The sequence below is a fragment of the Rhodococcus sp. 14-2470-1a genome (assembly GCF_002259425.1).
Classification (GTDB): Bacteria; Actinomycetota; Actinomycetes; order Mycobacteriales; family Mycobacteriaceae; genus Rhodococcoides; species Rhodococcoides fascians_E.
The window spans coordinates 60,388-83,040 of the sequence record NZ_NPFZ01000033.1 but is presented as its reverse complement, the minus strand read 5'-3'; the positions used below and the strand labels follow the sequence as shown (position 1 = coordinate 83,040).

The window sequence follows — 22,653 nt, the reverse complement described above, 5'->3', positions numbered from 1 at the left end:
CACCGTCTGACTTTCCCGATCTAAGGACCTCGCAATGTTGCGTGTAGCAGTTCCCAACAAGGGCGCCCTCTCCGAGTCCGCAGCCGAAATTCTCAAGGAGGCCGGCTATCGTCGCCGCAGCGACTCGAAGGACCTGACCGTCCTCGACAACGCGAACGGCGTCGAATTCTTCTTTCTCCGTCCCAAGGACATCGCGATCTACGTCGGTTCGGGTCAACTCGACCTGGGCATCACCGGCCGCGACCTCGCACTCGATTCCGGGGCGCCGGTGGAGGAGTTGCTCGGTCTCGGCTTCGGTCGCTCCACCTTTCGGTACGCAGGACCTCAGGGCAAGGAGTGGTCGACGGCAGACCTGAACGGGCTGCGAATCGCCACGTCCTATCCGAACCTCGTCAAGGCCGACCTGGCGGCTCGAGGGTTGGAAGCAACGGTCATCCGTCTCGACGGTGCTGTGGAGATCTCCATCCAACTCGGTGTCGCCGACGCCATCGCCGATGTCGTGGAATCAGGCCGCTCACTACGTCAGAACAACCTGGTGGCATTCGGCGAGTCGCTGTGCGATTCCGAGGGAGTGCTCATCGAACGTGAGGGCAGCGATCGCTCCGACAGGACTCGCAAGCAGCTCATCGCTCGCGTCCAGGGCGTCGTGTTCGCGCAGCAGTATCTGATGCTGGACTACGACTGCCCCAAGGCCATTCTCGACGAGGCCGTCAAGATCACGCCCGGAATCGAGTCCCCGACGCTGTCGCCGATGGCCGACGAGAACTGGATCGCCGTGCGTGCCATGGTCTCTCGCAAGGTTCACAACACCGTCATGGACGATCTCGCCGACCTCGGCGCGAAAGCTATTCTCGCGTCGGACATTCGGTCCTGCCGGGCATTCTGACCGGTTCGGTCAGGAACGGGGACGGACCAGCACGGTCTGGGCGATACGCCCGACCGGTCCGTGCTCGTCGTGCAGTACGCCGGCGGACATGGCCACTCCGTCCGGACCCACGGAGGTCTCGGCCGCGACACCTACCCACTCGCCCTCCGGGATCCGGAACACATGCACGGTGAGGTCCGTGTTCAGGAACGTCCAATGGTCGAGGTCCAGAGATGCACCGACCCCGTTGGCGATGTCGGCGATGGAGAACAGACGCTCGAGTGGGGTCATGGTTTCACCGAGGACCAGAGCGGTCTTCGGGCGCGCCCAGACGAGGCCCGGTCCGTCGGCGCCGATGCTTCCGAGTGCCTGAACCTCGATGTTGTCGAGGTACCCGGACTTCCACCGCCCTCCCCAGGAATGCAACGACGCGTCCGTCAGCGGCGCGAGTTGCCGATCCGCGGCATGGGCAACGGCCGCGGTGTCTTCCGTCGTCATCCGCCACGCGGTTCCGCGAGCGACAGCACGGTCCACCCCGGTCGCAGTGGTTGCCCACAACTCGGCCGCGACGAGTTCGATGTTCTTGCCTGGACGCTCCACCCAGGACCTCACCACGATGTCCGCGATGGGAACCGGTCCGAGCAGTTCGACGACCACCCGCGTCACCCGAACGTCGGATCGGGCTTCCACACGTTCGAGAGCACGGAGCAGCAGAGCCGACGGCGGAGCACCGTGCTGCATGGTCGGCGCCCAGAGGCTCGTCGTCCGCTCTGTACTCGAGAACTGCTCTGTACTCGAGAACTGCTCTGTACTCGAGAACCGTTCGGTACCCGGTTCCGCTCGTCCGAGCGGTACGAAGAAAGCGTCGGGAATGCCGGTCACGACCGCGCCTCCGGCCAACCCGGATACGCCGGGGGAGTGCCGCCGAACTCGGGACACAGCGCCTGGTGATCGCACCAACCGCAAAGCTTTCCACGTTTGGGCTGAAAATCGCCCGACTTGCCTGCGGCGACGATGGCTTTCCAGATCGCCGAGAGCATCCGCTCGAATCTGATCAACTCACCCTCGTCCGGGGTGTAGGTGAGTGATTGCTTGTCCGCCAGATACATCAGCTTCAGTTGTGCCGGAACGATTCCGCGTAGACGCATGACCACGAGCGCATAGAACTTCATCTGGAACAGCGCCTTCGCCTCGGTGAACTCCCGCGGGGCCTTACCTGTTTTGTAGTCCACGACGCGGACCATTCCGTTGGGCGCGACGTCGATTCGGTCGATGAAACCTCGGAGCGGAGTACCGTCCTCCAGGTCGATCTCGACCCGTTGCTCGCAGGACTCCGGATCGAATCGAGTGGGATCCTCCATCTCGTAATACCCGGCGACCAGGTCACGAGCCTGGTCCAGCAGAACGGTGCGCTCGTCACCGACGAGCGCGTCCGCGACTTCAGGAGATTCGGCGCACACCCGATCCCACGCGGCATCGACGAGACCGACAGCCGTCTCCGAATGTCTGCTCTCGCTGGGCATTCCGTAGAGCGCCTCCAGTGCGGCGTGCACCACCGTCCCCTTGACCTGCGCCTTCGTCGATTTCTCCGGTATCCGATCTATCGCACGGAAGCGGTACAGCAGCGGGCACTGCTTGTAGTCACCCGCGCGGGACGGAGAAAGGGCCGGTGCGCTCCGTCGGGTCGAGCTGGTGGAGCCGGTTCGGACGGGTGGTGCAGGCACATCGGTGATACTCACGCTCTGCAGACTAAGCCCGTGGACCGACAGATTCACGCAAGGCCGTAGTCTTAGGCGGCCGAGTGTCGGCCCGCCGGGCCCACCGGATCTGTTCTGCAAAGCGAAAGAGGTAGTCGGCTGTGTCTTCCGGGTTTTCGGAGTCTTCGGACGAAACCGTGTTCGGGACTGCTGAACCGTCGGCACAGGCTCCCGAGACGCAGTCGGAGACAGAGGCGCAGTCGGAGACGGACGACACCCAGGCGCTGTCCACGGGGCCGGCGCGCAGTGGTCCGTTCCGCGTCGGCGACCGCGTCCAGCTCACCGACGGCAAGGGCAGGCACTACACCGTCGTTCTCGACGCGGGCAAGGAGTTCCACACGCACCGCGGTGGAATCACCCACGACGCGCTCATCGGTGCGGACGAGGGAAGCGTCGTCACCTCGGTCAACGGCACCCCGTACCTGGCGCTGCGACCGCTGCTCACCGATTACGTCCTGTCGATGCCACGCGGCGCGCAGGTGATCTATCCGAAGGACGCCGCGCAGATAGTGCACGAGGGAGACGTGTTCCCCGGTGCACGAGTGCTCGAGGCGGGGGCCGGTTCCGGTGCGCTGACGTGCTCGCTGCTGCGCGCCGTCGGTTCGGAGGGCAAGGTCATCTCCTACGAGATCCGTCAGGACCACGCCGACTACGCGGTGAAGAACGTCGAGACCTTCTTCGGTGAGCGTCCGCCCAACTGGGAACTGACCGTCGCGGACATCGACCGTTTCGGGGCGGACCACCCCGGGGAGACGGTCGACCGGGTCGTTCTGGACATGCTCGCGCCATGGGATGCGCTCCCTGCCGTCGCCGAGTCGCTCGTGCCCGGGGGAGTACTGATCGTGTACGTCGCGACAGTCACGCAGTTGTCGAAGGTCGTCGAGACCCTCCGCGGGCAGGAATGCTGGACCGAGCCCAGATCGTGGGAGTCGATCGTGCGCGGGTGGCACGTCGTCGGCTTGGCGGTGCGCCCCGAACATCGGATGCAGGGGCACACTGCGTTTCTCGTCAGTGCACGCAAACTTGCGGCGGGCACAGTGACTCCGAAGCCTCAGCGTCGCTCCGGCAAGGGCTGACGCGCTAGACGCAGGGCGCCTGTCCCATGGCGAGCAACGCGCACGCGGACGCGTCGGAAACCTTCCACTTGCCGTCGATCAGAACCCAGGTGTTGGGCGAGGGTGCCGCTGTTCCTCGCGGCGTCGCGATGGCAACGTCCGCGGTGGCAGTTTCGCCCTCCACCGTCGGCTCGGACACGTCGAACGTGATCTCGCCGTAGTTCGCGAGCGCAGCCGTCATCTGTTCCAGGTTCGCGATCCGCGCCTGGCCGTTCTCGATCTCCGCGGCCTTGGTGGCGGCGTCGACATCGGGAGCGACGATGAGGGTCAACGAGTCGGTGAGTTCCGCCGTCGTCGGTGCAGCAACCGCGGCGTCGGCCGTCGTCGTTGCCGCTTCGGTGGTCGACGCAGCGGCGGATTCCGAACTGTGATCGGCGTGATCGGAATCATCGCTTCCACCGCAGCCGGTGACGAGCAGCGCGGTGGCAGCAGCAGCCGCGAACGCCGAGGTGATGCGCTTGTTCACTGGTGAAGCCCCATTTCGAGATAGCGTCGGACCGTATTGGTCAGGTGAGGCTAACATGGCCGATCCGCCCGTCCGGGGTGCAACCGATCGGTCACAAGTGCGCGGTGCTCGAACGTGTCCACACGCACATTCGTGAAACTGCCGGTAGCGTTGACTGATCTTCACTGGGAGGAGTCGCTCATGAGCTCAACAGACAATCCGGATTCGGCTGCGGCCCGGGCGGAACTCGAGGAGCTACGTGCCGAGGCGGCGTCGCTGAGGCGTCAGCTCGGTGGGCTCGGAGAATCGCCGGAGCGTGTCCGTGAACTGGAGTCTCGCATCGACTCGCTGTCGTTGCGCAACTCCAAATTGATGGACACGCTCAAGGAAGCTCGTCAGCAGTTGATCGCACTGCGCGAGGAAGTGGACCGGCTGGGTCAACCGCCCAGCGGCTACGGCATTCTCATGGCCGTCCACGAAGACGACACCGTCGACGTCTTCACGTCCGGTCGCAAGATGCGCCTCGCGTGCTCACCCAACGTCGAGTCCTCGTCGTTGGCTGCGGGTCAGACGGTACGGCTCAACGAGGCACTCACCATCGTCGAGGCCGGTTCCTTCGAACAGGTCGGCGAGATCAGCACGCTCCGTGAACTTCTCGGAGACGGTTCGCGGGCACTGGTCGTCGGCCATGCCGACGAGGAACGCGTGGTGTGGCTCGCCAAGCCGCTCGTCGACATGGCGAACGACGAGGGCATCGACGACCCGGACGAGCCGTCGCGCAAGCTGCGTCCCGGTGACTCGCTGCTCGTCGACACGAAGGCCGGCTACGCCTTCGAGCGGGTCCCCAAGGCCGAGGTCGAGGACTTGGTGCTCGAGGAAGTTCCGGACGTCGGCTACGAGGACATCGGCGGTCTCGGTCGCCAGATCGAGCAGATCCGAGACGCCGTCGAATTGCCGTTTCTGCACAAGGACCTCTTCCGCGAGTACTCGCTCAGGCCTCCGAAAGGTGTTCTGCTGTACGGGCCGCCCGGCTGCGGCAAGACTCTGATCGCCAAGGCCGTCGCCAACTCGCTCGCCAAGAAGATCGCCGAGGCGCGCGGCCAGGATGCCAAGGAAGCCAAGTCGTTCTTCCTCAACATCAAGGGCCCCGAGCTGCTCAACAAGTTCGTCGGCGAGACCGAACGGCACATTCGGTTGATCTTCCAGCGTGCGCGCGAGAAGGCCTCCGAGGGCACGCCGGTGATCGTGTTCTTCGACGAGATGGACTCGATCTTCCGTACGCGTGGTTCCGGTGTGTCCTCGGACGTCGAGACGACGGTCGTTCCGCAGCTTCTCGCCGAGATCGACGGTGTGGAAGGGCTGGAGAACGTCATCGTGATCGGTGCGTCCAATCGCGAGGACATGATCGATCCTGCGATCCTTCGCCCGGGGCGCCTCGACGTCAAGATCAAGATCGAACGTCCGGACGCCGAGTCTGCGCAGGACATCTTCTCCAAGTACCTGACGGATTCGTTGCCGGTCAACGCGGACGATCTCGCCGAGTTCGGCGGCGACCGGACCTCGTGCGTCCGCGCGATGATCGAACGTGTCGTGGACCGCATGTACGCCGAGAGCGAGGACAACAGGTTCCTCGAGGTCACCTACGCCAACGGGGACAAGGAAGTTCTGTACTTCAAGGACTTCAACTCGGGTGCAATGATCCAGAACATCGTCGACCGCTCCAAGAAGTACGCGATCAAATCGGTTCTGGAGTCCGGTAATCCGGGTTTGCGGGTCCAGCACCTCTTCGACTCCATCGTCGACGAGTTCGCGGAGAACGAGGACCTGCCCAACACGACCAATCCGGACGACTGGGCGCGAATCTCGGGCAAGAAGGGCGAGCGCATCGTCTACATCCGGACGCTGGTCACAGGCAAGAACGCCAGTGCGTCGCGTGCCATCGACACCGAGTCGAACACCGGCCAGTACCTGTAAGGATTCGAGGAGTTCGACGCTGCCCGCGACCGCTGTGACGGTCGCGGGCAGCGTCGGTTCCACGGGCGGACGGCGCGATCACCTAGGCTCGGGGCCATGGAGCGCATCATCGGTATCGAGGTCGAGTACGGAATCTCGTCCCCGACCGAACCCACGGCCAACCCGATCCTCACCTCGACCCAGGCGGTGCTCGCGTACGCGGCGGCTGCGGGAGTTCCGCGGGCGAAGCGAACCCGGTGGGACTACGAGGTCGAGTCGCCGCTTCGTGATGCGCGCGGATTCGACCTGGGTCGTTTCAGTGGGCCCGCTCCCGTCATCGACGCCGACGAGGTCGGCGCCGCGAACATGATCCTCACCAACGGCGCCCGTCTGTACGTCGATCACGCGCATCCCGAGTACTCGGCTCCCGAGGTTCGAGACCCGCTCGACGCGGTGATCTGGGACAAGGCAGGCGAGCGCGTGATGGAGGCCGCGGCGCGTCACGCGTCGAGTGTTCCCGGTGCACCGCGCTTGCAGTTGTACAAGAACAACGTGGACGGCAAGGGCGCGTCCTACGGCACCCACGAGAACTACCTCATGTCCCGCGCGACTCCGTTCTCGGCCGTCATCGCCGGGCTGTCACCGTTCTTCGCCTCCCGCCAGGTCATCACCGGCTCCGGTCGCGTCGGCATCGGCCAGTCCGGTGACGAGTCCGGGTTCCAGTTGTCTCAACGAGCGGACTACATCGAGGTCGAGGTCGGTCTGGAGACGACGCTGAAGCGCGGGATCATCAACACCCGTGACGAGCCGCACGCGGACGCGGACAAGTACCGCAGGCTGCATTGCATCATCGGCGACGCCAACCTCGCGGAGATGGCCACGTATCTCAAGGTGGGTACGACGGCGCTGGTTCTCGACATCATCGAAGCAGGCGTCGATCTGTCCGACCTGCAGCTCGCTCGGCCGGTCACCGCGGTTCACCAGATCAGCCACGACCCGACGCTTCGTCAGACGGTCGCACTGACGGACGGGCGGGAGCTGACCGCCCTCGCGTTGCAGCGGATCTATCACCAGAGGGTGGCGAAGTTCGTTGCAGGCGAGGGCAAGAACGATCCTCGTGTCGCGGACATTCTGGACAAGTGGGCCATGGTTCTCGACCTTCTCGAACGCGATCCGATGGAGTGCGCGAACCTGCTGGACTGGCCGGCCAAACTGCGTCTGCTCGAAGGGTTTCGTCAGCGCGAAGGCCTCGGGTGGTCGGCGCCGCGACTGCATCTGGTCGACCTCCAGTACTCGGACGTTCGCTTGGACAAGGGGCTCTACAACCGGCTCGTCGCGCGCGGGTCGATGGAACGGCTGGTCACCGAACAGCAGGTGCTCGACGCCGTCTCCACTCCGCCGTCCGACACGCGCGCGTACTTCCGAGGCGAGGTGTTGCGTAAGTTCGGCGCCGATATCGCGGCTGCGAGTTGGGATTCGGTGATCTTCGATCTCGGCGGCGACTCGCTGGTGCGTATTCCGACGTTGGAACCGCTGCGTGGAAGCAAATCTCATGTCGGCGAACTGCTGGAAAGCGTGAACACCGCGGCGGAACTGGTGGACCAACTCACGTCCTGAGTCGATTGCCGTCGCGTCTTGACGCCCCATGACGCTCTGTGATCGGTAGGGTGAAGGTCCGAGCAGGTACTGCGATGACGTAAGGAGGTCGACGACTATGGCTCAGGAGCAGACACGACGCTCTGGCGGTGGTGACGGCGACGACGAGGTTCCCGGCGAGGCCGGTGGCGGTCAGGAACGACGCGAGAAGTTGGCCGAAGAGACCGACGACCTCCTCGACGAGATCGACGACGTGCTCGAGGAAAACGCCGAAGACTTCGTCCGCGCCTACGTTCAGAAGGGCGGCCAGTGACGGTGGATCGCAGCGCGAACCCCTCGGCGGCCGATTTTCTGCCGGCGTTCGGCTCGCATCACTCCTCGTTCACCGACCATCTGCGTGATCACGCCCCGCACCTCCTCCCCGAGAGCCGGATGCAGTTTTCCGGCGGTCTGGACGAGCGGGGCCTCACGAGCGACCGCGGAGGAAACCCGGTGCACTCGGACCTGGCACCGCACGGCACGACGATCGTGGCGGTGACGTACGCCGGTGGCGTGCTCATCGCCGGTGATCGCCGTGCCACGCAGGGCAATCTGATTGCCAACAGAGACATGCAGAAGGTGTTCGTCACGGATGAGTTCTCGGCGGCCGGCATCGCCGGAACGGCGGGTATCGCCATCGAACTCGTTCGTCTGTTCGCGGTCGAACTCGAGCATTACGAGAAGATCGAGGGCGTGCCGCTGACGTTCAACGGCAAGGCGAACAAGCTGTCGTCGATGGTGCGGAGCAACCTCGGTGCGGCAATGCAGGGTCTGGCCGCGGTGCCGTTGCTCGTCGGTTTCGACGTGGACATCGCAGATCCCGATCGCGCCGGTCGCATCGTGTCCTACGACGTCGTCGGCGGACGTTACGAAGAACGGTCGGGGTATCACGCGGTCGGGTCGGGTTCGCTGTTCGCGAAGTCGGCACTCAAGAAGCTCTACGCCCCCGGGCTGAGCGAGGACGACGCGTTGCGGGCGGCCGTGGAGTCGCTGTTCGACGCGGCGGACGACGACTCCGCGACGGGTGGACCTGACGTGACCCGCGGGATCTACCCGACCGCGGTGACCATCACCAGTGTCGGCGCTGACGAAGTGGCCGAGGATCGCATCTCGGCCGCAGCTCGCGCCGTCATCGCCGACCGCACGATCGAAGGGGGGACTGCGTCATGACCATGCCGTACTACGCGTCGGCCGAGCAGATCATGCGCGATCGCTCCGAGCTCGCGCGCAAGGGTATCGCCCGCGGTAGAAGCGTCATCGTGCTGTCCTTCGCGGACGGGGTGCTGTTCGTGGCGGAGAACCGGTCGTCGGCGCTGCACAAGGTGAGCGAACTCTACGACCGCCTCGGGTTCGCCGCGGTGGGGAAGTACAACGAGTTCGAGAACCTGCGCAAGGCAGGCATCCTCCACGCGGACACCAAGGGTTACACCTACGACAGGCGCGACGTGACGGGTCGATCTCTGGCGAAGACGTACGCTCAGGCGCTCGGAACCATCTTCACCGAACAGCTCAAGCCGTACGAGGTGGAGATCTGCGTCGCCGAGGTGTCCCATTCCGACGAACCGGTCGCCAGCCAGCTCTACCGGATCACCTACGACGGATCGATCGTCGACGAGCAGGACTTCGTCGTCATGGGTGGCACCACCGAGCCGATCGTCACCGCCCTCAAGGAGTCCTACCGCACCGGGCTCGACTTGGCCTCGGCTGTGAAGATCTCGGTTGCCGCACTCGAGGCGGGCGCAGCACCGGCTGCGTCGCCGGCGGGACAGGGCGGCACGGAGCCGGAGAAGAAGGTGCTCGAGGTCAGCGCTCTCGAGGTCGCCGTGCTGGATCAGGGACGGCCCCGGCGGGCGTTCAGGCGCATCGCCGGAGCTGCGCTGCAGGACATGCTTCCTCGGCGCGACGCCGCCGACCAGGAACCCACGCCCGGGCAGCCGGGAGTGGAGCCCGCGGAATGACCTGAGTAGAGCCGGGAGTGGAGCCCGCGGAATGACCTGAGTAGAGCCGGGAGTGGAGCCCGCGGAATGACCTGAGTAGAGCCGGGAGTGGAGCCAGCGGAATGACCTGGGTAATCCCGGGAGTGGAGCCCGAGGAATGACCTGAGTAGCGCCCTGCCTTCATCTTCGGGAGCCTGCGGCCTCGTGTTCTATCGATCTCGGTAGAGCGCGAGGCCGTTCTCGTCGACGCCGAATTCGAATGTGCGACCGTCTGCGGTGACTTCGCCGTCGGTGGCGAGCGCGACTTCGGGGCCTTCGACGGCGACCTTCAGCGAGTGAACCGACGAGTGGACGTAGGTCGACGACGATCCGAGCGTTCCGGTGAGTGCCGCCAGAACGAGCCGGGTACGAGACAGGAACGGAGTCGACGGCAGATACCTCAGGTCCAGCGTGCCGGAACCTATCGAGGGCCTGGACATCGGAACCCGGTCCGTGGGCGCGTACTGGCCGTTCCCGACGAACAGCATCCACACTGCCTGCCGACGGCCGTCCAACTCGATCTGCATCGGCTGGGCGCGGCCGAGTACTCGTACCATCGCGACGGCAGCAGCAGGCCATTTACCGATGCGGTCCTGCAGCTTCTCCCGCAGCCGCACGGAGTCCGGGTATCCGCCGAACGTCGCAGTGTTGACGAACGAGATCCGATCCCGGCCGTCGACGACGACGTGGGCGAGATCGACACGATCGGCGGTTCCGTTCTCGATGCTGCGTGCGGTGGCGGCGACATCGGCGACCCCGGCGTCGTGAGCGAAATGGTTGAGAGTTCCTCCCGGGAACACCGCGAGTGGGAGGTCGTGCCGCACGGCGGATTCCGCGACGCTGACGATTGTCCCGTCCCCGCCACACACGCCGAGTGCCGTGGGCGACGTCGCGGCGATACGCTCCTCGAGTTGCGTGGTGAAGTCCCCGTCGGTGTCGGGCCGGAACAGGTCGGCGTCCGGCAACAAGCGTCGGATGTCGTCCTCTATCGTGTCGTCGGAACCGGATCCGGGGTTGATCATGATCAGCATGTTCTTGCCGCGCGGAAGCTGCGGCGCCGCAACGGATCTGCCGAGCTCGGCAGGTTCTTCCGTGCGTACGGCCCACCACCGCCGCGTCGACAACGCAATTCCGGCACCGAGAGCGGCACCGGCGACCACATCCGTCGGCCAGTGAACTCCGGTGTGCACCCGTGAATAGCACACCGCCGCGGCCACCGGCGCCAAAGCAGCTGCAGCGAGCGGAGATTCGAGCGCCACGCCGGTGACGAACGCAGCCGCCGACGCCGAATGGCCGGAAGGGAAAGAAGACGACACAGGCGGTGACAACACTCGACGGACGAAAGGGGTCCGCTCGAAACCAGGACGGCTACGGGGAAACGCAGGCTTGAGGACACCGTTCGCCAATGCACTCGCTGCCGCCACGGCCAACAACCCGCGTACCGCGCCGCGACGAGTCGGACCCCGCTTGCTCGCCAACACTCCCGACGCGGCGATCCACAAGCCACTGTGGTTCGCCGCAGTGCTGAGGTTTCGGAGAATCGGATCGGCGACGGATGCACGACTGGCTGCGGTTCGGTCGAACAATCTGACATCCCAGGCGTGGATGCGATCGGGCAAGGAGGGGGATGTCTCGGTCACCACCCCAGCCTAGAGCCGGTCGTTCCTGCCGGCTCCACTCCCGGCTCACTGGGTCGTTCCTGCCGGCTCCACTCCCGGCTCACTGGGTCGTTCCTGCCGGCTCCACTCCCGGCTCACTGGGTCGTTCCTGCCGGCTCCACTCCCGGCTCTCTGGGTCGTTCCTGCCGGCTCCACTCCTGCCAGACAGCCCGCGGAAACCGACACAATTTCACCGTGCGTCGTTCGGACGCTCCATCGGCGCGTCTGCGTTGTACTGTCGAAGTGTGCAGCGACGAATCATGGGCATCGAGACCGAGTTCGGTGTCACCTGTACCTTTCACGGGCACAGGCGGCTGAGCCCGGACGAGGTGGCCCGCTACCTCTTCCGCCGGGTCGTGTCGTGGGGCCGTAGCTCCAACGTGTTCCTCCGCAACGGTGCGCGCCTGTACCTCGATGTCGGGTCGCATCCCGAGTACGCGACGGCCGAGTGCGACAGTCTGCTGCAGTTGGTCACTCACGACAGGGCCGGTGAACGAGTCCTCGAGGACCTGCTGATCGACGCCGAGCAGCGGCTCGCCGAGGAAGGTATCGGCGGGGACATCTATCTGTTCAAGAACAACACCGACTCGGCCGGCAATTCCTACGGCTGCCACGAGAACTACCTGGTCCAGCGAGCGGGAGAGTTTTCGCGGATTTCGGATGTGCTGCTGCCGTTCCTCGTCACTCGCCAGCTCATCTGCGGCGCCGGGAAGATTCTGCAGACGCCCAAAGCCGCCACCTTCTGCCTGTCGCAGCGCGCCGAACACATCTGGGAAGGTGTGTCGTCGGCGACCACCCGGTCACGTCCCATCATCAACACGCGCGACGAACCGCATGCGGACGCCGAGAAGTACCGCCGGTTGCACGTCATCGTCGGTGATTCCAACATGGCCGAGACAACCACGATGCTCAAGGTCGGTACGGCCGCTCTCGTGCTCGAGATGATCGAGGCCGGGGTCTCCTTCAGGGACTTCGCGCTGGACAACCCCATCCGCGCGATCCGCGAGGTCAGTCACGATCTGACCGGTCGACGGCCGGTTCGCCTCGCCGGCGGACGGCAGGCCAGTGCACTCGAGATTCAGCGTGAGTACTACGCCAGGGCGGTCGAACATCTGAAGACGCGCGAGCCCAACACTCAGATCGAGCAGGTCGTGGACCTGTGGGGTAGGACTCTGGACGCGGTCGAAGCCCAGGATTTCGCCAAGGTGGACACCGAGATCGACTGGGTCATCAAGCGAAAGTTGTTCCAGCGCTACCAGGATCGGTACTCGATGGAGTTGTCCGACCCGAAGATCGCGCAGCTCGATCTGGCCTATCACGACATCAAACGGGGTCGCGGGGTGTTCGACCTGCTCCAGCGCAAGGGTCTTGCGAAGAGGTTGACCGAGGACGAGCAGATCGACGAGGCTGTCGATCTGCCTCCCCAGACGACACGCGCAAAGCTCCGCGGGGAATTCATCACCGCCGCGCAGGATGCGGGCCGCGATTTCACGGTCGACTGGGTTCACCTGAAGCTCAACGACCAGGCTCAACGCACCGTTCTGTGCAAGGACCCGTTCCGCTCCGTCGACGAGCGAGTGGAGCGGTTGATCGCGTCGATGTAGTGGTCGCAGGCGCGCGATGCGACCGAAGCGACTCGGACGGTTAGGGTTCTTGGGGTGGCGATCACCAAAGTCGAACGATTGATGAATCTCGTCATCTGTCTGTTGTCGACACGTCAGTTCGTGACGGCCGAACGGATCAGGGACAGCGTCGCGGGTTACGGAGACTCGGGCAGCGACGAAGCCTTCAGTCGGATGTTCGAGCGTGACAAGAACGAACTCCGTGACCTCGGCGTACCCCTCGAGACCGGGATCTCTGCCGGGACGTTCGGCGTCGAAGGCTATCGAATCAACCGTGATGCCTACGAGCTCCCGGAGATAGATCTCTCGCGCGAGGAAGCGGCTGCGGTCGCGGTCGCGGTGCAGTTGTGGGAATCTCCGGAATTGACCTCCGCGGCGCAGAGCGCGTTGGTCAAGCTGCGCGCCGCCGGAATCCAGGTCGATCAGGAAGACTCGGCGGCGTCGGTGACGGCGGTTCCGGCTCGTACCCGCGGATCGGAACCTGCCCTCGGCGCTCTGCTCGCGGCAATCGACGCGGGCCGGTCGGTGAAGTTCCAGCACCGCAGCTCGGCAACGGATCCGTACACGACCCGCACCGTCGAACCGTGGGGTGTGGTCACGTTTCGGGGCCGGTGGTATCTGGTCGGACACGACGTCGATCGCAACGACACCAGGACGTTCAGGTTGTCGCGTATCGGCGACGACGTCACGACGTTCGGTCGGGCGGGAAGTATCCGCAAACCCGACGACGTGGACGTTCAGTCCATTGTCGCGCGCGTGGCCGGAACCGCCGAGGTCAACGGAACTGCGACGGTGTGGGTAGCCGAGGGTGGAGCGGTGGAGCTCCGCCGGATGGGGACGGCAGTGGAGGATCGCATGATCGGTGGACGTCCCGGGTCGGTGATCCGGATTCCCGTCCGTTCGTGGGAGTGGGTCGCCCGGTCGATCGCCGGACACGGGTCCGACGCGGTGGTGCTCGAACCCGCCGAGCTTCGATCGGATGTCATCGCGACCCTGCGTTCGGTTGTTCCGGCGGTCGGGCGATGAGCGCGAGACTGTCGGTCCGGCTGGCGCGGCTGCTGAACATGGTTCCGTTCTTCCTCGCCAATCCAGGCCTGAGCGCCGAGGAAGCTGCGCGCGAGCTCGGGGTGTCCACGTCGACGCTGATGACCGATCTGAACCAGCTCTGGATGTGCGGGCTGCCCGGTTACGGGCCGGGTGATCTGATCGATCTGTCGTTCTCCGAGGAGAGCATCGAAGTCACGTTCTCGGCGGGTATCGACCGCCCTCTGCGACTGACGTCCACCGAGGCGACGGCGTTGCTCGTGGCGTTGCGGTCGCTCACGTCGATGCCGGGCATGGTCGACCCGAGCGCGGCCCAGAGCGCCATCGCCAAGATCGAGCAGGCCGCCGGTTCGGCGAGCGCGAACGTTCCGGGAAACGTCAGCGCCGAACCCGCGGACGACCGTCCCGAGAGCCCGATCGCGACCGCTGTCCGCTCCGCTCTGCGCAGCAAGCACGCTCTGGAACTGACGTATTACTCCGCGTCGCGTGACGCCGTGTCCGAGCGCGTCGTGGATCCGATCCGAACGGTGTCGATCGACGATCACAGTTACCTGCAGGCGTGGTGCCGCAGCGCGGAAGGTGTGCGTCTGTTCCGGTTGGACCGCATCGATCGGGCCGTGGAACTCGAGGTGCCGTCGACACCGCCGGAGGGAGCGAACGAGGACGACAGCTTCGAGATATTCAACGACGACGCGTCCCTGCCTCAGGCGCGACTGCGCGTACTGCCGAGTCACGCATGGATTCTGGACTATTACCCGATGACTCTGGTGGACACCGAGGACGACGGATCGCTCGTGGTGACGATGAGATTTGCGACACCCGCGTGGATGACGCGTCTTACGCTGGGGTTCGGCGAAGGCGTGCAGGTCCTGGGTCCGCCGGAACTTCGGCGTAGCGTCGAGAGCAGGGCCGCCGAGGCGTTGGCGGCGTACGACGACGTCATGTCGGGAAAGTCCGGTGTGAACGCACCGTAAACGTACGGCGACGAGGGAGTCCACGTGGCGAAACGTCGGGTAGGCTCGAGTCATCTGATCTTGGGAGGTAGAACATGGGAGCCATGAGCCCGTGGCACTGGGCCATCGTTGCTTTGGTGGTCGTCATTCTGTTCGGTTCGAAGAAGCTGCCCGACGCAGCACGCGGTCTCGGTCGCTCGCTCCGGATCTTCAAGAGTGAAGTCAAGGAAATGCAGAACGACGGCAAGTCCGATACGCCGGCAACACCAGCGCCGAATCGGATCGACTCGCAGGCCAGCGATATTCACGCCACGGGCAGCGTGACGTCGCAGCCGGACTCCAAGTCCGCCTGACGCGACATCGTGGTAAACCGGGGTGCTGAACAGCACCCCGGTTCACTGCTGAGCGAAGACAGAGTATGCGAATTCCGTTCGATCCGAGGCGCAGCAAGCGCCGTTTGAATCCCGACGGCACCATGTCGTTGGTCGATCATCTCTACGAGTTGCGCACGCGACTCATGTGGTCGCTTCTCGCCATGGCAGTCACCACGGCCTTCGGCTTCTTCTGGTACTCCCACACGATTCTCGGTATCGAGAGTCTCGGCGATCTTCTTCGCGGCCCGTACTGCTCGCTCGATCCGAGTCTTCGAGCGGACCTCAGCGGCAACACGAGCGGTGTCGACGAGTGTCGGTTGCTCGCGACCGGTCCGTTCGACCAGTTCCTGTTGCGGTTCAAAGTCGCATTCACGGCGGGCGTCGTGCTCGCTTGCCCCGTCTGGCTGTATCAGATCTGGGCGTTCGTCACGCCTGGCCTCTACAAGCAGGAGCGTCGCTACGCGGTCTCGTTCGTGACCTCCGCTGCCATCCTGTTCGTCGGCGGAGCCGTGCTGGCGTACTTCATCGTCTCCAAGGGCCTGCACTTCTTGCTGTCCATCGGTGACAACGTGCAGATAACGGCGCTGAGCGGCGCCCAGTACTTCGGCTTCGTCATCAATCTGCTGATCATCTTCGGCGTGAGCTTCGAAATCCCGTTGCTCGTCGTGGCCTTGAATTTCGTCGGTGTACTCACGTACGAGCGCCTCAAGGCGTGGCGACGCGGACTCATCATGGGTCTGTTCGTGTTCGCGGCGATCGCGACACCCGGCCAGGATCCGTTCTCGATGCTTGCCCTGGCTCTTGCACTCACGCTGCTGTTCGAGATGGCGGTGCAAGTAGCGCGCATTCACGACAAGCGTAAATTGCGGAAGAGAAAAGATGATTGGGGTGATGTATCCGATGACGAAGCATCGTCGATCGAGTCCGCTGGTCCGCTTGCATCCCCGATTTCGGTCACTCCTCCGAAGCAACCCGAGCGGGATTTCACCGACACGATCTGACGTGATCGTGTGACGGTGTCGACGTCCGAACTGCAGCGATTCGCGGGGCACCTCGATTTTCCGTTGGATCGTTTCCAGGTGGACGCGTGCACCGCGCTGGAATCCGGGCACGGGGTCCTGGTCTGTGCTCCGACGGGCGCGGGCAAGACGATCATCGGCGAGTTCGCCGTCCACCTTGCGCTTGCCGCAGGTCGAAAGTGCTTCTACACCACACCGATCAAGGCGCTGAGCAACCAGAAGTTCGCCGAACTCACTGCCCGCTACGGACGTGACACGGTCGGTCTGCTCACGGGCGACTCCAGTGTGAACGCCGATGCCCCCATCGTGGTGATGACCACCGAGGTCCTGCGGAACATGCTGTACGCGTCGTCGGATGCGTTGCGTGGCCTCTCGCACGTCGTGATGGACGAAGTTCATTACCTCGCCGACCGTTTTCGTGGCGCAGTGTGGGAGGAAGTGATCCTGCACCTGTCGCAGGATGTACGGCTGGTCAGTCTGTCTGCGACCGTCAGCAACGCCGAGGAGTTCGGCGCGTGGATGGAGACCGTCCGCGGCGACACCACCGTGGTGGTCGACGAGAACAGGCCGGTTCCGCTGTCTCAGCACATCATGGTGGGGAGGCGGCTGTTCGATCTGTTCGACAGCCGTGCCCAGAGCGGAGAAGGATCGGCACGGCTCGTCGTCGACAAGGACCTCGTTCGCTACGTGAAACAGCGTCAATCGCTCGACCACGTCGATCGATGGCAACCACCGCACGGCAGGGGACGAGGCCGTGGCCGCGCCGGCGGTTCCAGCATGGCCAATCGTCCGCTCCCGCGTCCGGAGGTCATCTCCAAGCTCGACGAGGAAGGACTTCTGCCTGCGATCACGTTCATCTTCAGCCGGGCCGGATGCGACGGTGCGTTGACGCAGTGCCTTCGGTCCCGGTTGGTGTTGACCACGCCTGAGCAGGCCGAGGAGATTCGCTACATCGTCGACAAACACACCGCCGAGCTGCCGAGGGAGGATCTCGAGGTTCTCGGATACTGGGAGTGGCGTGAAGCCCTCGAGCGCGGCCTCGCGGCCCATCACGCGGGCATGCTGCCGGTGTTCCGCCACACGGTGGAGGAACTGTTCGTCAAGGGCCTGGTTCGCGCCGTGTTCGCGACCGAGACCCTTGCCCTCGGCATCAACATGCCTGCGCGCACCGTGGTCCTCGAGAAACTGGTCAAGTACAACGGTGAATCTCACGCGGAGTTGACCCCGGGGGAGTACACCCAGCTCACCGGCCGTGCCGGTCGACGCGGAATCGACGTGGAAGGACACGCTGTCGTGCTGTGGCAGCCGGGAACCGAGCCGACGGAGGTCGCCGGTCTCGCATCCACCCGTACGTTCCCGCTGCGCAGTTCGTTCCGCCCGGGATACAACATGTCGATCAATCTGATCGAGCAGTTCGGTGCCGCCGAATCGCGGACGCTGCTGGAACGGTCGTTCGCACAGTTCCAGGCAGATCGATCGGTCGTCGGTCTGGTCCGTGGGATCGACCGCAACGGCAAGACCCTCGCAGGACTGTTGGAACAGCTCGGCGGCGTCGACGGCGAGTATTTCGAGTACGCGAAACTGCGGGAGCGACTCACCGAGCGTGAGCGGCTGCTCGAGCGTCAGGGCAGGCAGGACCGGCGAGATCAGGCGGTCGAGTCACTGCTCGAGCTCAAACGAGGCGACGTCGTCTCGGTTCCCAGCGGTAAGCGCGCCGGATTGGCCGTGGTGTTGGAATCCGACGACGACCGGGTCGATCCCCGACCGCTGGTGTTGACCGAAGATGCGTGGGCCGGACGATTGTCGGCGGCGGACTTCCCGTCAGCCGCGTACGCACTCGGTCGTATGCGCCTGCCGAAGTTCATCGACCACCGCACTGCTCGCACGCGGCGCGACCTGTCGGCGGCATTGCGGTCGACAGGCATCTCGGCTCCGTCGGATCGGCGTCGGCGCAAGTCGACGGCAGCAGACGACAGTGAACTCGCCACGCTCCGTAGAAGTCTTCGATCGCATCCGGTTCACTCGCGCTCGGACCGGGACGAGCTCGGCCGCGTCGGTGAGCGCTACAACAAGCTGGCTCGTGACACCGAATCGATGCGTCAGAAAGTCTCCGCAACAACCAATTCGCTCGCGCGAACCTTCGACCGCATTCTGGCTCTCCTCGCGGAGCGCGACTACATCACCTCCGGTGCGGCGCCCACGGTGACCGAACACGGGGCGCGGCTCGGCCGTATCTACTCCGAGTCGGACCTGCTGGTGTCCGAGTGTCTGAGACAGGGTCTCTGGACCGGGCTCGCGCCGGCCGAACTGGCTGCGGTGGTGTCGGCCGTGGTGTTCGAGTCCCGTCAGGAGGTCGGCGACACCGTTCCTCAGGGCCCGACCGGGCCGATCCGTCATGCGCTGGGCGAGACGGTCCGCGTGTGGGGCGAGTTGCGGTCCGACGAGATTCGGCACAAGCTGCCGCAGACCCGCGAACCGGACATGGGATTCGTGAAGGCGGTCTACCGCTGGGCAAGCAATCACACGCTCGCCGACGCGTTGATGGCTGCGGGCGATCGCGGAAAAGCACTGTCGGGCGGCGACTTCGTTCGGTGGTGTCGACAGGTGATCGACCTGCTGGATCAGGTCCGGCTGGCGTCGCCGGATCCCGCGTTGTCGAAGGCGGCGGCGCGGGCGATCGCGGCGTTGCGCCGAGGAGTCGTAGCAGTCGACGCTGCGTAACCGTGTCCGATATGGTTGCTGCCGGTCAATCGAATTCACGTGGAGGCGAGATGAGCGGCCCGTACGGTCCGAACAACCCCGATGATCAGTGGTCGCGCGATCAAGGAAAGCCGGAGAGTGCCACCCCGGACACCGAGCAGTGGGGCCGGTCCCAGGACGGCGGAGCCACGTCGGCGTACCCGACTCAGGCTTATCCGGACGCGTCGGGCTCGAATCAACAGGGTTCGCAGGGACAGTATCCGCAGCAGGCGTACGGGCAGTACGGATACCCGCAGGGGCAGTACCCGGGCCAGCCGTACGCCCAGCAGCCGGGGCAGCAGCCAGGGTATCCCGGTCAGCCTGCTCAGCCGGGCCAGTATCCAGGCCAGACCAACACCCAGTACCCAGGCCAGCAGTACGGCCAGCCGGGGCAGCCGGGGCAGTCCGGTCCGCAGCCGGGGCAGTATCCAGGCCAGCCGTACGGTCAGCCGAATGCCCAATATCCGGGCCAACCGTACGGTCAGCAGCCTGGCCAGCAGCCCGGTCAGTATCCGGGACAGCCGCAGTGGGGGCAGGGGCAATACCCCGGTCAGCCGCAGGGACCGGGCAATCAGTGGAATTCTGCCCAGCAGACACCCGGCGGTACCAAGTCGAAAACGCCGTACTTCGTGATCGGTGGTCTGGTCGCTGCCATCGTCGTGATCGGTGGAGCCGCGTTGGCATTCGGAGGTTCCAAGAATCTCGATCCCGCAGCTGCCGAATCCGGTGTCGAGGACATCGTGACCGGTACCTACGGTGCATCGTCCGTCAGCAACGTCTCGTGCCCCGACGGCAAGAAGATCGAGAAGGGAGCATCGTTCGAATGCTCTCTTCAGGTGGACGGTTTCGAGCGCACGGTGACGTTGACGTTCACCGATGACGACGGCACCTACGAGGTCTCCCGCCCGCGTTGACGTCGAACGCCCGTCACGACCAGTGGGCCGGCCGCCACATTCAGGACCCGTGGACCGACAGGGCTGCGGTGAGTCGGCCCACGGCGTTCTCGATTCCCAGTCGAGCGGCGAGTTCGGCCAGCTTGTCCGCGTCGGCGGGGACGGCCGGTATGACGTCGGACCTGGAGAGCACCACATCGGCGTCGCGGACGACACGGACCACCGGTAGCGCCGCATCGAGGTAGTCGGCAGCCGCGGCGAGTTTGGCCCGCACGCCCTGCGCCATGTCCGACGACGGGTCGAGAGCAGCGTCGCGCAGCGCAGCCACCGAGCCGTACCGGAGCATGAGCGTGGACGCAGTTTTCTCGCCGACACCTTTGACTCCGGGCAGACCGTCCGAGCTGTCCCCGCGCAGCAGAGCAAGCTCGGCGTAGGCGTCGCCTGCTCGATCCGCGGGCACTCCGTACTTCTCGGCCACCTCGGCGGGACCGAACAGTTCGGCTTTCGCCAGACCACGTCCCACGTAGAGGACTTTCACCTGATTGGGTTCGTCGGCTGCGACCTGAAGTAGATCCCGGTCTCCGCTGACGACCACGACAGGGTCGGTGCGCTCGCGCGCGGCGAGGGTACCCAGGACATCGTCCGCCTCCAGGCCCTCAGCGCCTGCAGTCGCAATGCCTGCTGCAGCGAGCACCTCCATGATCAGATCCACCTGGGGCGACAGGCTGTCCGGCACTTCCTCGCTCTCCGGTGTGCCCGGTGCAGCCTCGGCGACGCGATGAGCTTTGTACGACGGCACGAGGTCGACGCGGAACTGCGGTCGCCAATTCAGATCGAGGCAGACCGCGAGGCGACTCGGCTCGGTGCGGGCCATCAGCGCCGACACCATGTCGACGAATCCACGCACGGCGTTCACCGGTGTGCCGTCGGGTGCTGTAATCGATTCGGGCAGAGCGTAGTAAGCGCGAAACCACAGGCTGGCTCCGTCGAGAAGGAGCAGCGGCGACGATCCAGGGGCGGTCATGTGGATCATCTTGCCAAAACGTCGATAGCCTGTAGATCATGAGTTCCACTTCCGCACAGTCCCCAGCCAGATTCCCATCGGAGACCTACGCGTCGCGACTTGCACGTGCCGCCGAATTCGCCTCCGAGGCCGGACTCGACGCACTGCTGATCTCGCCGGGGCCGGACCTTCGGTACCTGCTCGGCTCACAGGCGAGTTCGTTCGAGCGTCTGCTCTGCCTCGTCGTGCCGTCGAGTGGTGCTAAGCCGACGGTGGTGGTTCCGAGGATGGAGCTCGCCGCACTGAAGGACTCGGCCGTGGCCGACCTCGGGCTCGAACTCGCCGATTGGGTGGACGGTACGAGTCCGTACGACATCATCGCGGCGGCACTGCCCGAGGGCGCCACCACCGCAGTCGACGACGCGATGCCGGCGCTGCACTTCGTGCCCGTCGCCAACCGACTCGGTGTCGTACCGGTTCTGGCCACGGACGTTCTGCGTCGACTCCGGATGGTCAAGGACGAGGCGGAGATCGACGCATTACGTCGAGCAGGCCAGGCCATCGACCGAGTCCATGCACGGATGGAGGATTTCCTGAAGGTCGGCCGCACCGAAGCCGACATCGCGGAGGATATCGCCGCCGCCATCCTGGAGGAGGGCCACACCGAAGCGGCCTTCATCATCGTCGGGTCCGGTCCGCACGGCGCCGATCCGCATCACGAGGTGTCCGATCGCGTGATCGAGGCAGGCGACGTCGTGGTCATCGACATCGGCGGGCCCGTGGCGCCGGGATACAACTCCGACTCGACTCGCACCTACGTCCTCGGCGATCCCCCCGCGGACGTCGCGGCGCAGTACGCCGTACTCGAGCGAGCACAACAGGCCGCCGTGGATCGGGTGCGTCCCGGTGTCTCGGCCGAGTCCGTCGATGCCGCAGCCCGGGAAGTCCTGACCGCGGAGGGCCTGGGCGAGGCGTTCCTGCACCGCACCGGTCACGGAATCGGCTTGTCCGTGCACGAGGAGCCCTACATCGTGTCCGGCAACGACATCGAACTCACCGAGGGAATGGCGTTCAGCGTCGAACCGGGAATCTACTTCCGCGGACAGTGGGGAGCCCGGATCGAGGACATCGTGATCGTCACCGCCGACGGGTGCGAGTCGGTCAACCTCCGCCCGCACGGACTCATGGTGCTGCCGGTGTCGTGAGCAGCGACCGCGACCCGAGCACACGTCGAACCGAAATTCGAATGACCACGCGTTCGGGATTCTCCCGGGGAACCCGGTACCGCACCGCGTAGCGGTTCTCGGCGTCGACCACGTCGTCGCGGTCGGTCAACACCTCCGAGGTGCCCTCCAGTGTCAACCACCGAGGGCCGTCGATCTGACTGACGGCAGCGTATCCGCCGCGGGAGGCGTTCAGTGCTTTCTGCGTCGCGCGTCCGGTGATGACTCGGGCGAACCCGCCGTCGGGATCCCAGGTGAATCCGACGGCGACCACGTGCGGAGTGCCGTCACTGCGCAAGGTGGTCAGCGTTGCGAGATGGCGTTCGGTGAGGAACTCCACGGCGTCGGGTGTCAAGGATGCGGGGGTGGTGACCATGAT

Annotated in this window: 21 protein-coding genes; 15 read left to right on the top strand and 6 right to left on the bottom strand. The window is 65.0% G+C overall.

The window, feature by feature from the left end:
- The first annotated feature begins 34 nt into the window (after positions 1-34).
- Positions 35-886, top strand: coding sequence for an ATP phosphoribosyltransferase (hisG, locus tag CH292_RS22540; RefSeq protein ID WP_020110075.1), 852 nt, complete (start codon positions 35-37; stop codon positions 884-886).
- Between the two features lie 9 nt (positions 887-895).
- Here the strand turns inward: hisG and CH292_RS22535 are convergent, their stop codons facing one another.
- Both CH292_RS22535 and CH292_RS22530 read right to left on the bottom strand, forming a co-directional pair.
- A complete protein-coding gene (locus tag CH292_RS22535) occupies positions 896-1,765 on the bottom strand; it encodes a thioesterase family protein (RefSeq protein WP_094655795.1) in 870 nt (289 codons plus the stop codon).
- Positions 1,744-2,604: a RecB family exonuclease gene (locus CH292_RS22530; protein ID WP_094655794.1), complete on the bottom strand. Its 861-nt coding sequence runs from the start codon at positions 2,602-2,604 to the stop codon at positions 1,744-1,746. Before CH292_RS22530 ends, CH292_RS22535 begins: the two co-directional genes overlap by 22 nt.
- Positions 2,605-2,846: 242 nt before the next feature.
- On the opposite strand from CH292_RS22530, the gene CH292_RS22525 reads away from it, so the two are divergent.
- On the top strand, positions 2,847-3,698 hold the full coding sequence (locus CH292_RS22525; RefSeq protein WP_179278052.1) for a tRNA (adenine-N1)-methyltransferase: 852 nt from the start codon (positions 2,847-2,849) through the stop codon (positions 3,696-3,698).
- Between the two features lie 4 nt (positions 3,699-3,702).
- Here the strand turns inward: CH292_RS22525 and CH292_RS22520 are convergent, their stop codons facing one another.
- A complete protein-coding gene (locus CH292_RS22520) occupies positions 3,703-4,203 on the bottom strand; it encodes a hypothetical protein (RefSeq protein WP_020110071.1) in 501 nt (166 codons plus the stop codon).
- 180 nt (positions 4,204-4,383) lie between these two features.
- Here CH292_RS22520 and arc point away from each other — a divergent pair, with 180 nt between their 5' ends.
- The 5 genes from arc (at position 4,384) to prcA (ending at position 9,728) form a co-directional block, all read left to right on the top strand.
- Positions 4,384-6,156: a proteasome ATPase gene (gene arc, locus CH292_RS22515; protein WP_026347981.1), complete on the top strand. Its 1,773-nt coding sequence runs from the start codon at positions 4,384-4,386 to the stop codon at positions 6,154-6,156.
- A gap of 96 nt (positions 6,157-6,252) precedes the next feature.
- A complete protein-coding gene (gene dop / locus CH292_RS22510; RefSeq protein ID WP_019666270.1) occupies positions 6,253-7,752 on the top strand; it encodes a depupylase/deamidase Dop in 1,500 nt (499 codons plus the stop codon).
- 97 nt (positions 7,753-7,849) lie between these two features.
- Complete coding sequence (locus CH292_RS22505; protein WP_019666269.1) at positions 7,850-8,044, top strand: ubiquitin-like protein Pup; 195 nt, start codon at positions 7,850-7,852, stop codon at positions 8,042-8,044.
- On the top strand, positions 8,041-8,940 hold the full coding sequence (gene prcB / locus CH292_RS22500) for a proteasome subunit beta (protein ID WP_019666268.1): 900 nt from the start codon (positions 8,041-8,043) through the stop codon (positions 8,938-8,940). The genes CH292_RS22505 and prcB overlap by 4 nt, the downstream gene beginning before the upstream one ends.
- A complete protein-coding gene (gene prcA / locus CH292_RS22495; RefSeq protein WP_019666267.1) occupies positions 8,937-9,728 on the top strand; it encodes a proteasome subunit alpha in 792 nt (263 codons plus the stop codon). Before prcB ends, prcA begins: the two co-directional genes overlap by 4 nt.
- A gap of 188 nt (positions 9,729-9,916) precedes the next feature.
- Here the strand turns inward: prcA and CH292_RS22490 are convergent, their stop codons facing one another.
- A complete protein-coding gene (locus tag CH292_RS22490; protein WP_230595691.1) occupies positions 9,917-11,386 on the bottom strand; it encodes a bifunctional phosphatase PAP2/diacylglycerol kinase family protein in 1,470 nt (489 codons plus the stop codon).
- 263 nt (positions 11,387-11,649) lie between these two features.
- Between CH292_RS22490 and pafA the strand changes: the two genes are divergently transcribed.
- The 7 genes from pafA to CH292_RS22455 all read left to right on the top strand — a co-directional run bounded on the left by pafA (position 11,650) and on the right by CH292_RS22455 (position 20,069).
- Entirely contained in the window at positions 11,650-13,008 is a 1,359-nt protein-coding gene (gene pafA, locus CH292_RS22485; RefSeq protein ID WP_026347980.1) for a Pup--protein ligase, read from the top strand.
- A gap of 54 nt (positions 13,009-13,062) precedes the next feature.
- Positions 13,063-14,052, top strand: coding sequence for a YafY family protein (locus CH292_RS22480; RefSeq protein ID WP_033189713.1), 990 nt, complete (start codon positions 13,063-13,065; stop codon positions 14,050-14,052).
- Positions 14,049-15,044 carry a YafY family protein gene (locus CH292_RS22475; protein ID WP_019666262.1) on the top strand — a complete coding sequence of 332 codons (996 nt, stop codon included), beginning with the start codon at positions 14,049-14,051 and terminating at the stop codon, positions 15,042-15,044. Before CH292_RS22480 ends, CH292_RS22475 begins: the two co-directional genes overlap by 4 nt.
- 74 nt (positions 15,045-15,118) lie before the next feature.
- On the top strand, positions 15,119-15,376 hold the full coding sequence (gene tatA, locus CH292_RS22470; protein ID WP_020110066.1) for a Sec-independent protein translocase subunit TatA: 258 nt from the start codon (positions 15,119-15,121) through the stop codon (positions 15,374-15,376).
- A 65-nt stretch (positions 15,377-15,441) separates the two neighbouring features.
- Positions 15,442-16,398: a twin-arginine translocase subunit TatC gene (gene tatC, locus CH292_RS22465; protein WP_019666260.1), complete on the top strand. Its 957-nt coding sequence runs from the start codon at positions 15,442-15,444 to the stop codon at positions 16,396-16,398.
- 9 nt (positions 16,399-16,407) lie between these two features.
- Positions 16,408-19,137 carry an RNA helicase gene (locus CH292_RS22460; protein WP_094655792.1) on the top strand — a complete coding sequence of 910 codons (2,730 nt, stop codon included), beginning with the start codon at positions 16,408-16,410 and terminating at the stop codon, positions 19,135-19,137.
- Positions 19,138-19,187: 50 nt separating this feature from the next.
- Positions 19,188-20,069: a DUF4333 domain-containing protein gene (locus CH292_RS22455; protein WP_094655791.1), complete on the top strand. Its 882-nt coding sequence runs from the start codon at positions 19,188-19,190 to the stop codon at positions 20,067-20,069.
- 40 nt (positions 20,070-20,109) lie between these two features.
- Here CH292_RS22455 and CH292_RS22450 read toward each other — a convergent pair whose 3' ends face one another.
- On the bottom strand, positions 20,110-21,081 hold the full coding sequence (locus CH292_RS22450) for a 5'-3' exonuclease (protein WP_019666257.1): 972 nt from the start codon (positions 21,079-21,081) through the stop codon (positions 20,110-20,112).
- Positions 21,082-21,110: 29 nt separating this feature from the next.
- Between CH292_RS22450 and CH292_RS22445 the strand changes: the two genes are divergently transcribed.
- The gene (locus CH292_RS22445; RefSeq protein WP_094655790.1) at positions 21,111-22,256 is read left to right on the top strand and encodes a Xaa-Pro peptidase family protein; all 1,146 of its coding nucleotides are present in this window, start codon (positions 21,111-21,113) and stop codon (positions 22,254-22,256) included.
- Here CH292_RS22445 and CH292_RS22440 read toward each other — a convergent pair.
- On the bottom strand, positions 22,234-22,650 hold the full coding sequence (locus CH292_RS22440) for a PPOX class F420-dependent oxidoreductase (RefSeq protein WP_020110062.1): 417 nt from the start codon (positions 22,648-22,650) through the stop codon (positions 22,234-22,236). The genes CH292_RS22445 and CH292_RS22440 overlap by 23 nt on opposite strands.
- Positions 22,651-22,653: the final 3 nt, after the last annotated feature.